Raw genomic sequence first — 12,511 nt, forward strand, 5'->3', positions numbered from 1 at the left:
ACAATACGTCCCGCAGCCCCCCGTGCGGGACGTATTCGTTTTGGGCGCCATTGCAGGCCTTCGGCCGGCTCAATGTGCCTGTTTAAATTTGACTTTCAGTCTGGATTGATGCGGCGATGAAATTCTCCGAATACCTCAAACCTGCGCTCGGAACGGCCTTCGTTGCCGTTGTGGCCGTTGGTTATTACTGGTTCGAGCACCGTCCTCGTGCCGAACCAAAGGACACGCCGGGCCAGGCGCTGGTGATCGTGACCAAATCCACCAATGCCTGCTTCTCCGACATGGTCCGCGTTACCGGCTTCATCGTGCCGCGCCGCGAGGCTCAGGTCGGCGTCGATCAGGAAGGCTCCCGGGTCACCGATCTGTTCGTCAAGGAAGGCGATACGGTCACCGAAAACCAGGAGATGGCGCGCCTCACTGCCCCGCCGCAAATGCCAGGCGCCCCCGCCGGCCGGCCCGGACCGGTCTCGCTTCGCGCGCCGGCGGCCGGCCTTGTTACCGAGGCCCGGACCGCGATCGGCGCGCCGGCTTCGCCCCAGGCGGGTCCGATGTTCCGCATTTCCGTGAACAATGAAATCGAGCTCGAAGCCGAAGTGCCGAGCGTTCATCTGCTCAAGCTCAATCCGGGTGCCACGGTGCGCATCAGTCGTGACGACGCGCCCGATGTCGTCGGCAAGGTCCGGCAGATCTCGCCGCAGATCGATCGCACCACCCAGCTCGGCAAGGTGCGGATTTCGCTCAACAACAATCCCTCGCTCAAGGTCGGCATGTTTGCCCGCGCCAATATCGACGCCAAGCGCTCCTGCGGCGTCGCCGTCCCGCGCACCGCCATCGACCGCCTGACCCTGCAGGTGGTCAAGGGCAACACCATCGAGACTCGAAAGGTCCGGGTCGGCCTGACTTCCGAAACCTCAACTGAAATTCTTGAAGGCCTCGACGTCGGCGAAATCGTCGTGGCCGATGCTGGCACCTCGCTGCATGACGGGGACCAGGTCAAGACCATGTTCGCCGACGAACTCGAGCGCACGCGGGCACGCTAATGGCTTTGAACATCTCGGCTTGGTCGATCCGGAATCCGCTTCCATCGATCGTCTTTTCAATCATTCTCCTGGTCCTGGGCTGGGTCAGCTTCACCAAGCTCGCGGTGACGCGGCTGCCAAGCGCCGACATCCCCGTGATTTCGGTCGCGGTCGCGCAGTTCGGCGCGGCTCCGGCCGAGCTGGAAGCGCAGGTCACCAAGACCATCGAGGACGGCGTATCCGGCGTCGAGGGCGTGCGGCATATTTCGTCGTCGATCACCGACGGCCTCTCGGTGACCACGATCCAGTTCGCGCTGGAGACCAACACCGATCGCGCGCTGAACGACGTCAAGGATGCCGTCACCCGCGTCCGCGCCAACCTGCCGCAAAACGTCAACGAGCCGCTGATCCAGCGCGTCGACGTGATCGGCCTGCCGATCGTGACTTATGCCGCGATCTCGCCCGGCAAGACGCCGGAGCAGCTTTCCTATTTCGTCGACGACGTCGTCAAACGCGCGCTACAGGGCGTGCGAGGCGTGGCGCAAGTCGAGCGCATCGGCGGTGTCGAGCGCGAGATCCTGGTGTCGCTCGATCCCGACCGCCTGCAGGCGGCCGGCTTGACGGCGGTCAACGTCAGCCAGATCCTGCGCGGCACCAATGTCGACCTCGCCGGCGGCCGCGCCGAAATCGGCAAGAACGACCAGGCGATCCGCACACTGGCCGGCGCCAAGACGCTGAACGAACTCGCCGGCACCATGATTCCGCTGTTCGGCGGCGGCGAGGTACGGCTCGACGATCTCGGCACTGTCACCGACACCATCGCCGACCGACGGACCTTTGCCCGCTTCAACGGCGAGCCGGTGGTGGCGCTCGGCATCAAGCGCTCGAAGGGCGCCAGCGACGTGGTGGTCGCCGCCGCGGTGCAGAAGCGCATCGATGCGCTGAAGGTTGCCTATCCCGACGTCGACCTCAAGCTGATCGACACCTCGGTCGACTTCACCAAGGGCAATTACGATGCGGCGATCTCGACCTTGTTCGAGGGCGCAATCCTCGCGGTGATCGTCGTGCTGCTGTTCCTGCGCGATATCAGAGCCACCATCATCGCCGCGATCTCGCTGCCGCTGTCGATTTTCCCGGCGTTCTGGGCGATGGATCTGCTCGGCTTCTCGCTGAACCTGGTGTCCTTCCTCGCCATCACGCTGTCGACGGGCATTCTGGTCGACGACGCCATCGTCGAGATCGAGAACATCGTGCGCCACATACGCATGGGCAAATCGCCCTATCGTGCCGCGCTGGAAGCGGCCGACGAAATCGGCCTCGCCGTGATCGCGATTTCGCTGACCATCATCGCGATCTTTGCGCCCGCCAGCTTCATGTCAGGGATCGCCGGGCAGTTCTTCAAGCAGTTCGGCATCACCGTGTCGGTGCAGGTGTTCTTCTCGCTGCTTGCCGCCCGCTTCGTCACACCGGTGCTCGCCGCCTATTTTCTGAAGGATCACCCGCACGACGACCCGCCGCCTGGCCGTATCCTGCAAACCTACGCCAAACTCGTGACCTGGTCGGTGAAACACTATTTCATCACCGTCTTGATCGGCTTCGGCGTGTTCGCCGCCTCGATCTGGAGCATCACGCTGCTGCCGCAAGGCTTCCTGCCGGCGCAGGATACAGCGCGCTCGCTGCTGGCGATGGAGCTGCCGCCGGGTTCGCAGCTCGCCTACACCGAGAAGGTGACGGAAGAAATCGTGGCGCGGCTGCGCAAGCGGCCCGAGGTGAAGAGCATCTTCGTCGACGGCGGACGGGTGCCGCCCGGGACGCAGGAAGTTCGCCGCGCTGCGCTGATCATCAATTACACGCCGAAGGCCGATCGCAAGATAACCCAGCGGCAGCTCGAACTCGAGATCGGCCAGGAACTGGAGAACGTTCCCGATATTCGGTTCTGGTTCCTCGACGAAAACGGCTTGCGCGCGATTTCGCTGGTCGTCACCGGTGTCGACAGCAACATCGTCAACAACGTCGCCAGCGAGCTGGCGACGCAGATGAAGCGGATTCCGATCATCGCCAACGTGATTTCGGAAACCTCGCTCGACCGGCCCGAACTGCGCATCCGGCCGCGGGCAGAACTGGCGGCAAGGCTTGGCGTCTCCACCGAAAGCCTGTCGCAGACGATCCGCGTGGCCACCATCGGCGACGTCGGTCCGGCATTGGCGAAATTCGATGCCGGCGACCGTCAGGTGCCGATCCGCGTCCAGCTCGAGGACAGCGCGCGCAGCGATCTGCAGATGCTGCAGCAATTGCGGGTGCCGCTCGGCCAGCGCGGCGAACGCGGCGGCGTGCCGCTGTCGGTTGTCGCCGACATCCAGCTCGATCAGGGGCCGACCAGCATCAACCGTTACGATCGCGAACGGCAGGCAACTGTCGCCGCCGATCTCGTCGGCAACGCAGCGCTCGGCGACGCCACCAAGATGATCTACGAACTGCCAGTCATGAAGAGCCTGCCGAAAGGCGTGAAGGTGAGCCCATCGGGCGACGCCGAGAGCCTGAACGAATTGTCGGAAGGCTTTGCCACCGCCATCACCGCCGGCCTGATGATGGTCTACGCAGTGCTGGTGCTGCTGTTCGGCACCTTCCTGCAGCCGATCACCATTCTGTTCTCGCTGCCGCTCTCGATCGGCGGCGCGATCGTGGCGTTGCTGCTGACCGGCAAGCAGCTCACGACGCCGGTGTGGATCGGCATCCTGATGCTGATGGGTATCGTCACCAAGAACGCCATTATGCTGGTCGAATTCGCGGTCGAGGCAATCCGCGAGGGCAAGAAGCGCGAAGACGCCATGATCGACGCCGGCATGAAGCGCGCGCGCCCGATTGTGATGACGACGATCGCGATGGCCGCGGGCATGATGCCTTCTGCGCTCGCTTTCGGCGCCGGTGGCGAGTTCCGCTCCCCGATGGCGCTCGCCGTGATCGGCGGCCTGATCTTCTCCACCATCCTGTCGCTGGTGTTCGTGCCGGCGATGTTCATGGTGATGGACGATCTCGGCGCCCTGTGCTGGCGCTTCGGCCAGAAGCTCCTGGTGTCAAGCGGCGAGACGGAGACTGGCGACCACGGATCGGATCACAAGGAGCCACCGGCCAAGGGTCCGCCTTCAGCGCCGCCGGCGATGTGGCCTGCGGCGAAGTAGAAGTGCGGCACCTCAAGCGACCCCGTTAGCGATCGCTTTTCCACGCTCTCCGGAATATGTGCCGGATATCTCTATCGCGTCACGCACGCGATAGAGCCTACTCGTTCCTCGCTACCGCCGTCAGCTTGGTCATGTTCTGCAGCAGGATCCGTCCGCGCTGCAGGTCGAGAATGCCGTCCTTGCGCCAGAGCTGCAATTGACGGTTGACGCTTTCGCGGGCGGCGCCGACGAAGACGCCGAGTTGCTCCTGCGAGATGTGCACTTCGGAGCCGAAATCGGAAGCCAGTGCACAGAGCCGTCGTGCCAAGCGGACCGGCAGCGGTTGCAGCACGGACTCTTCCATCCGTTCGCTCTGCCAGCGGATACGCTGGCACAGCAGCATGATGATCTTGATCGCGACCTTGGGCTCGCGCTCCAGGAAGGCGAGGAAATCCTCGCGCCGCAGCACGAACAGTTCCGACGGCTCGCCGGCGGTAGCGTCCGCGGTACGGCTCTGGCCGTCGAGCACGGCGACCTCGCCAAAGAGATCGCCGGGACCCATGAAATTCAGCGTCAGGCGGCTGCCGTCGGAGGCGCCGGTTTCGATCCGGATCTGGCCGCGGCGGACCCCGTACAGGGCATTGCCGGGATCCCCCTTCTGGAACAACATTTCGCCAACGCCGAGCTGCTGGGTGTGGCAAAGGCCGGAAATGCGCTGCAATTCGTCGGCGCCCAAATCGGCGAACATCGGGTTCATTTTCAAAATGACCGCAAATTCGGCCTGTTTGCTCATTGTATTGCCTTCCAGATCGGCTTTACCGCCCCCGAACGCCGTTAGCAGGTTTCTCCTGCCGGCGAGTGTGTCATAAGTCACATAAGTTTGCAGCACCTGCGGAATATTTTTGGCTGCTTTGGGCGCTATCCCTTCCGGGATAAGCTCGCCTGACCGGGTTGCGACGGCGTGTCGAACCACCGAAATAAGAGCCGTTTGCGCGGTCTGGAATATCGATATGAAAGCACTGAAAATTGCCGGCGCCGCCATTGCCGCCGTGATCGTCGTCATCGCGCTGCTGCTGGTGATCGGCGTCCCCTCCGGCTACCTGACGGCGCAGATACAGGAGCGGGTCGAGCGCGAAACCGGCTACAAGCTCGCCATCAATGGCGGCGCCAAGATCGGCCTGTGGCCGCAGCTCAACATTCGGCTGAACGATGTCACGCTGGAGAATCCCAGGGATCGCGACATCAATCGCCGTTTCACGGCCGCGAGCATTGAGGCGGACGTGACGCTTGCGAGCCTGTGGGCCGGCAAGCCGCAGATCACCGACCTCGTCATCATCCGCCCCGTGGTGAATCTGCCGCTGCAACGCGAGCGCGCGAGGGACACTACTCCTGCCACGAAGCCCGCGAGCGGCAAGTCCGCTGATGCCTTTTCGATCGAGCATGTCAGCATCACTGGCGGCACCATCGTGCTCTCCAATGTGCGCGACCGCGTCGAGAGAAGGATCGAGACCGTCAACGCCGACATCACTGTCGACGCCGACCGCAAGGTCGTGCTGACCGGCAGCGGGCGCAGCAGTGGCTCTCCGCTGAAATTCGAGGTCAAGGCGGCGCTGCCCGCAGCACCGGTCGAGCGGCAGAACATCCCGGCCGAGATCAAGATCGACGCGCCCGGCCTGCTGACCGCGCAGCTCACGGCCAAGGCCGAAGCCCGGCTCAACGGCTCGGTCGTGATGATCAACAGCGTCACCGGCGCGCTTGGTGACGGCGCATTCAACGGCTGGGCCTCGGTCGATCTGTCGAGCAAGCCGCTGGTAAAACTCGATCTCGATTTCCAGCGGCTCACGGTCGAGATGTCGCGCAGCACCGATTCCTCGGCGCAGCCCTGGAGCAATGCGACGATCGACGTCAACGGCCTCAATTACGTCGACCTGCAGGCGCGCATTTCCGCGGCCGAACTCAAGATCGGCGACGCCCGCTTCACCCCCGCCGCGATCGACGCCAACCTTACAAGCGGTGTCCTGAAGGCGCAGGTTTCCAATCTCGGCGCCTACGAGGGCAACGCCAGCGGCGACCTGACCGCCGACGTCTCCACCGCCACTCCCACCTATGCGATGCGGGCCGATCTCACCGGCGTGCGCGCGCTGCCGCTGCTGAGCGGCCTTGCCGATTTCGACAAGCTCGACGGCAAGATGCAGGCGAAGATCAGCGTGCGCTCCTCCGGCATCAGCCAGCGCGCGATCATGTCGAACATGGCCGGCACCGCCTTCGTCGTGTTCCAGGACGGCGCGATCAAGGGGCTCAATGTCGCGCAGATGATCCGCTCGCTGACGGCGAGTACGCTGTCGGGCTGGCAGGAGAGCGCGGAAAAGGCGACGGATCTGTCGCAATTGTCGGCGTCGTTCAGGATCGACAAGGGCCAGGCGCAGACCACCGATCTCAACCTCGTCGGGCCGCTGGTGAAGATGACCGGCGTCGGCACCATCGATCTCGGCACCAAGCAGATCGGTTTTCGCGTCGAGCCAAAACTCGTGATGACCACCGAAGGCCAGGGCCGCGCCGGCGATCCGGTCGGGTTCGGCATTCCCGTGATGATCGAGGGCCCGTGGGGGAGCCCACGGATCTATCCGGAGATGCAGGGCATCCTCGACAATCCGGAAGCGGGCTATGCCAAGCTGAAAGAAATGGGCAAGGGCCTGTTCGGGCCCAATGGCGCCGGGCTTGGTGCTGCGATCGGCAACCTGCTCGGCGGACAGCCGGGAACGGCCGGCGGACAGGGCAATGCATCCGGCACCGGCCAGGCCGGCAAGCCGAACGAGCCGCTCGGCGGCCAGCTCGGCGAGACCATCGGCAATCTGATTCAGCAGGGCTTGAGCGGATTAGGACAAGGCCAGGGCGGCGCGCGGCCGGGCGGTCAACGCAGCCTGACGCCGACCTCGCCAGCCGAGGCGCCAACCCAGGCTGCGCCACCCCAAGCCGCACCGGCCGAGCCCGCCGCTCCCACGCCGCCCGGCGATACGACCGCGCAGCAGGACAGCCAGCCGATGAACGAGGTGTTACGGCAATTGTTCAATCGGTGAGTGCGGCGCTCCCTCGCCCCGCGCCCGGCCGCGACGACGAATCCCACGATTTTCTGCCTGGAATCGTGGCTAACCATGCTGGCGGACGGACCGCCGGTCCTGTCAATTCGTGCTAAACAGGCCCTCATCCGGGGCGCCAATTGTGGCATGCCCCACAAGCGACGAACGGATGCGCGCGCTATTCTGGGCGTGGCGCACGAGGGTCCGGATGAGCGAGGGCAAGGACAGGGTCTGGTTTCTGCGCGAGGGGCTGTTCGCCAAATACGTCGTCGCGCTGGTCGGGCTCGTCGTGTTCGTGCTGGCCGTCAACGGCGCGATGGAAATCTGGATCACCTATCGCGGCATCAAGAGCTCGCTCCACGACGGCATGTCGGACAAGGCGGAGGCGACCGCCAAGCGCATCCAGCAGTCGCTCTCCGACCTCGAACGGCAGATTTCCTGGGTGACGCGCGCCAGCGCCACCAAGGACAGCGAAGCCGCAACGCTGGAGCTCCGCCGCGCCGACTACGCCCAATTGCTGCGTCAGGTTTCTCAGGTCAGCCAGCTCTCGCTGCTGAATGCCCAGGGCCGCGAACAGCTTCGCATGACGCGCCAGATCGTCACGCCCGGCAGCAACGCGGACTTCTCCCGGGACGTCAGGTTGACCGAGACCGCCGCACGCGGCACCAGTTTTGCCCCGGCCTACTTCCGCGGCGAGCGGCCATTCATGTCGATCGTGCTGTCGCATGCCGATGGCGCCGTCACGGTGGCCGAAATCGATCTTGATTTCCTCTCTGAATTTCTGATCGACGCCCAGATCGGCAGGGTGGCGTACGCCTATGTCACGGACGCCAGGGGCGACGTGCTGGCCACTTCCTCGAACGGGCCCGAGGTCGGCAAGAATTTGTCGAAGCTGCCGCAGGTCTTGGCCGTCAGCAAGCCCGGCGGCGTCGCGCCCGCGTCAGGCACCGATGTCAGGGGCGACGCCGTGCTGACGACATCGAGCGTGGTGCCGAAACTCGGCTGGCGCGTATTCTTCGAGCAGCCGACGGCGCAGGCGCTGACACCGATCCGCGACCAGCTGGTGCGGATCGCGCTTCTGATCGGGCTCGGCCTCGTGGTCGCGATCATCGCCGGCACCATCATGGCGCGGCGCATGCTGGTGCCGATCACGGCGCTGCAGGCCGGCGCGCGGCGGCTCGGCGCCGGCGATTTCGGCCACCGCATCGAGGTGAAGACGGCGGACGAGCTGGAGGAGCTCGCCAACCAGTTCAACGGCATGGCCGGGCAGCTCGCCGAGACCTATTCGAACCTCGAATCCAAGGTCAAGGAGCGGACGCGGGACCTGGCGCAATCGATCAACGAGCTCAAGGTGCTCGAGGAGGTCGGCCGCGCGGTCGCCTCCTCGCTCGACCTCAACGCCGTGCTGCCGACGGTCGCCGCGCGCGCGCTCGAAATCACCCATGCCGACGCCGTGCTGATTTATGGCTATGACGCCGGCAATCATCAGTTCAACCTGACGGAGGCGATCGGCATCGACAAGGACGCCGAGGGCCGCCACCGCGCCATCGACGCTGACCACTCGCCGCTCGGCGAAGCCGCGACCAGCGGCGAGCCGATCGCGATCCCGCAGCTCAGCGCGATATCCGAACATCCCTTGCGCGATGTCGCTGTTGAGGCCGGCTTCCACTCGGTGCTGGTGGTGCCGCTGGTGGACCAGACCGGCATTCTGGGATCGCTGGTGGTGCTGCGGCGGAACGAGGGCGAATTCTCCGCCAATTTGATCGGCCTGATGAAGACCTTCGCGCACCAGGCGGTGCTGGCGATGCGCAATGCACGGCTGTTCACCGAAGTGGACCACAAGAGCCGCGAGCTGCAGGACGCCAACGACATCGTGCGCCAGCAGGCCGGCAAGCTGCAGGAGCAGACCGACCAGCTCCGCGACTGGAACAGATCGCTGGAGGAGCGGGTGGAGACGCAGCTCGGCGAGATCGAGCGCATCCGGCGGCTGGAGCGTTTCCTGGCGCCGCAGGTGGCGCAACTGATCGCCTCCTCCGATGGCCATGCGGGCCTGCTCGACAGCCACCGCCGCGAGGTGACGGTCGTGTTCTGCGACCTGCGCGGCTTTACGGCATTCACCGAGACCACCGAGCCGGAAGAGGCGATGAACGTGCTGCGCGAATATCACGCAGCGCTCGGCGAGCTGATCTTCAAGTACGAGGGCACGCTCGACCGTTATGCCGGCGACGGCGTGATGATCCTGTTCAACGCGCCGATCCAGTTCGACGATCACACCGCGCGCGCGGTGCGGATGGCGGTGGAAATGCGCGACACGGTCGGCGGCCTGACCGAGAAGTGGCGCAACCGTGGCCACAATCTCGGCTTCGGCATCGGCATCGCGCTCGGCTACGCCACGCTCGGCCAGATCGGTTTCGAGCAGCGGCTTGAATATGCAGCAATCGGCAGCGTCACCAATCTGGCGTCGCGCCTGTGCGACGAGGCCAAGGCCAACCAGATCGTGGTGAGCCGTCGCGTCTACGGCATGGTGGAGCAGTGGGTCGAGGGCCGGCCGATCGATGATCTGAACCTGAAGGGATTCAATCATCCGATCCTGGCGGCGGAGATCGTGAGCTGGCGCGAGGCGGTGGATAATGTGGTGGATGCAGCGGCCGCGCGACGGAAGAAGATGCAGTAACTGCTTTGCAGGGTAGGTAAAGCGAAGGCGTGCCTACCATTCCCTCGGGAGCGTGACGTTGCACGGTGGGGGGCACGGCTCCGCTTTGCCTGCCCTACGAGGCTGTTGCGGCCGTCCAGCCAAAAATATGGAAAACAACCCCATGCAAGGTAGCCGGCGACTGCCGGCGTGATGCCAGGCTGCATCAGCTCTCGACGAGGGCTTGCAAAACCCAGATCGGACTTTTTTCCTATCGCAAATTGAGGCGCGCTGAAGCAACTAGCTGCCGTAGATGGGGTAACGGGCCCCGGTCCACCCTCCAGGCAAGCCGCGCTTGCTACGGCGGTGTTGGGTGGCGCGCTTCGCGCGACCTGCCTGGAAGGCGGGCGGTCGTCCCTCACATTGATGGTGTTACGGAGTCAGAGGGATGAGCCTCGCTCCAAGCATCAAGGAGAGACGACCATGGAGCATTATGCCGGAATCGACGTGTCATTGGAATGCTCGAGCGTGTGCGTTGTCGACGCCAATGGCAAGATCGTGCGCGAGGCCAAGGTGGCGAGCGAGCCGCAAGCCCTAATCGCCTGGTTCGGTTCGCTGGGCTTCGGCCTGGAGCGGATCGGGCTGGAGGCCGGACCATTGTCGCAATGGCTGTTTGCGGCCATGAAGATAGCCGGCCTTGCCGTGGAACTGCTGGAGACGCGGCACGTGCGGAAGGCGTTCGAGGCGATGCCGGTCAAGTCGGATCGCAACGATGCCCGCGGCATCGCGCAACTGATGCGGCTGGGCTGGTTCCGGCCAGTGCATTGCAAATCGATGAGTGCGCAAGAGACCCGATCGCTGCTGACGGCGCGCAAGCTGGTGCAATCGAAGCTTCACGACGTGGAGAACAGTCTGCGCGGGATCCTGCGCGGTTTTGGCCTGAAGGTTGGCAAGACGACCGGGCAGACGTTCGCGGGACGGATCGAGGAGCTCGTGGCGGGCCACCCGCACCTGCAAACGATCGCCAAGGCGCTGCTAGCGGTGCGAACAGTGCTGCGGGCCGAGTTCGCAGCCTTCGAGAAGCAGATCCGCAGGATGGTGCGATCCGACATGCAAGCACGGCTGCTGACGTCAGTCCCGGCGGTCGGCCCAATCGTGGCGCTAACCTATGCCAGCGCGATCGACGATCCAGCCCGGTTCAAATCGTCGAAGCAGGCAGGAGCCCATTTCGGGTTGACCCCGAAGAAGCATCAATCCGGCGAGACCGACTACACCGGCCGGATCAGCAAGATCGGTGATGCTTCGGTGCGCACGGTGCTTTACGAAGCCGCCAACGTCATGCTGACCAAGCCGGTCAAAGGCTGTTCGCAATTGAAGAGCTGGGCCATGCGGATCAAACGGCGCGCCGGCACGAACAAAGCCAAAGTGGCGCTGGCGCGCCGGCTCGCGGTGATCATGCATCGCATGCTCGCCGACGGAACACCCTTTAACGCCGCTGCTGCCGCAGCCTAACAGGAGAGACACAACAGTTTTCGGGCGGGTCACAACACCAGGCCTTCTCGAAGCGAAGTCCCTTCGCCGGGACGATGGATCAGGTCAGGCCGTTGCCCACCAGGTCGCCCTCGTGAGCACGCACAACGTAGATTGGTCGACCTATCCTCTTCCAACCCCATCAGGTGGCGGCCCTGCGCCGACCCCGTACAGAAGCGAGACCCCGGCGGGCGGACAACGCAAAGGGATTGACTAATCGAGGCCCGTTACAGAAGGGTGGGCAAAGCGCAAGCGTGCCCACCAAGCTATGAACGTGGGAGAAGATGGTGGGCATGCGGAGCCTGTCATCGGGCGCGCATTCGCGCGACCCGTTGGCTTTGCCCGCCCTACGAATCCTGCGAACGTTCCGTCGCCCCATCCCTCAATGCCACCCCGGCTGCTGCATTCGCGCGCGGGTCTGCGCCAATTCTTCGAGCCTGCTTTCGATCTCGGAGCGGCTCATCGCGATATCCTGGAGCTGGCGGTCGTCGAGCCTGTGCAGGGCTACGCGCGCGGCGTGGCGCTCGTGGCGCGCGATCACCGACGCAATGAAGCGGTTGATGAGACGGCGCAGGTGCGCCGGCCAAAGCGCAGGTCTCCAAGCAAATGGCCTGGTGGCGGAGGTCGGAATGGTGCTCAGCATCGTCATGGCAATTTTCTTTCAAAGAGTAGCCGGAACCCGGCGATCTTGCCGGCCCCCTCTCTATCGAAGGCCTGCTGCCAGCATGGTGTCAGCAGGCTTCGGCGCGGCAACGAGCACCGGACACGGCTGCGTGATGGATCCAAATAAGCAAGCGATGCACCGCAACGCCGGCAGGGCCAGCCCGCCGGCGACGCAAGGCGCAGCGCGTCAGGCCACCTTTCGGCCGGCCGCGAGATCCTTGACGGCTTCCGTGGTCACCGGCTGACCGCCGATGCCCCAATCGCCGCTCGCGACTTCGGAAATCTTGACCCAGGTGACGCCGCGCATGTTCTCGCCTTCGATCGACACCATGGCGTCCGTGAGCTTGCTGATCATCTGGCGCTTCTGCTCGGCATTGAACACGTTCTCGATGACGTGAACCTCTATCAATGGCATGTCGTTCTTCCTGCTCT

Annotated in this window: 8 protein-coding genes; 5 read left to right on the plus strand and 3 right to left on the minus strand. The window is 64.4% G+C overall.

The annotated features are described in order from the left end of the window. Nucleotides 1–116 precede the first annotated feature (116 nt). Both ACH79_RS09055 and ACH79_RS09060 read left to right on the plus strand, forming a co-directional pair. The gene (locus ACH79_RS09055; RefSeq protein ID WP_161850711.1) at nt 117–1,040 is read left to right on the plus strand and encodes an efflux RND transporter periplasmic adaptor subunit; all 924 of its coding nucleotides are present in this window, start codon (nt 117–119) and stop codon (nt 1,038–1,040) included. Beyond that, nucleotides 1,040–4,198, plus strand: a complete 3,159-nt coding sequence (locus tag ACH79_RS09060) for an efflux RND transporter permease subunit (protein ID WP_161850712.1) — start codon at nt 1,040–1,042, stop codon at nt 4,196–4,198. The genes ACH79_RS09055 and ACH79_RS09060 overlap by 1 nt, the downstream gene beginning before the upstream one ends. Before the next feature lie 97 nt (nt 4,199–4,295). On the opposite strand, the gene ACH79_RS09065 is transcribed toward ACH79_RS09060, so the two are convergent. Then, on the minus strand, nt 4,296–4,970 hold the full coding sequence (locus ACH79_RS09065; protein ID WP_161850713.1) for a Crp/Fnr family transcriptional regulator: 675 nt from the start codon (nt 4,968–4,970) through the stop codon (nt 4,296–4,298). A 217-nt stretch (nt 4,971–5,187) separates the two neighbouring features. Here ACH79_RS09065 and ACH79_RS09070 point away from each other — a divergent pair, with 217 nt between their 5' ends. The 3 genes from ACH79_RS09070 to ACH79_RS09080 all read left to right on the plus strand — a co-directional run bounded on the left by ACH79_RS09070 (nt 5,188) and on the right by ACH79_RS09080 (nt 11,398). Further along, nucleotides 5,188–7,254, plus strand: coding sequence for an AsmA family protein (locus ACH79_RS09070; protein ID WP_161850714.1), 2,067 nt, complete (start codon nt 5,188–5,190; stop codon nt 7,252–7,254). A 208-nt stretch (nt 7,255–7,462) separates the two neighbouring features. Continuing rightward, nucleotides 7,463–9,928 (plus strand): adenylate/guanylate cyclase domain-containing protein, encoded by a 2,466-nt coding sequence (locus ACH79_RS09075; protein WP_161850715.1) that lies wholly within the window; start codon nt 7,463–7,465, stop codon nt 9,926–9,928. A 441-nt stretch (nt 9,929–10,369) separates the two neighbouring features. Further along, nucleotides 10,370–11,398 carry an IS110 family transposase gene (locus ACH79_RS09080; RefSeq protein WP_161849768.1) on the plus strand — a complete coding sequence of 343 codons (1,029 nt, stop codon included), beginning with the start codon at nt 10,370–10,372 and terminating at the stop codon, nt 11,396–11,398. 400 nt (nt 11,399–11,798) lie between these two features. Here the strand turns inward: ACH79_RS09080 and ACH79_RS09085 are convergent, their stop codons facing one another. Together ACH79_RS09085 and ACH79_RS09090 are read right to left on the minus strand one after the other, a co-directional pair. Next, complete coding sequence (locus tag ACH79_RS09085; RefSeq protein WP_246738479.1) at nt 11,799–12,065, minus strand: DUF1127 domain-containing protein; 267 nt, start codon at nt 12,063–12,065, stop codon at nt 11,799–11,801. A gap of 201 nt (nt 12,066–12,266) precedes the next feature. Beyond that, nucleotides 12,267–12,494 carry a tautomerase family protein gene (locus ACH79_RS09090; protein ID WP_161850716.1) on the minus strand — a complete coding sequence of 76 codons (228 nt, stop codon included), beginning with the start codon at nt 12,492–12,494 and terminating at the stop codon, nt 12,267–12,269. Between the last annotated feature and the right edge of the window lie 17 nt (nt 12,495–12,511).

Origin of the sequence: Bradyrhizobium sp. CCBAU 051011 (assembly GCF_009930815.1) — a bacterium.
GTDB lineage: Bacteria > Pseudomonadota > Alphaproteobacteria > Rhizobiales > Xanthobacteraceae > Bradyrhizobium.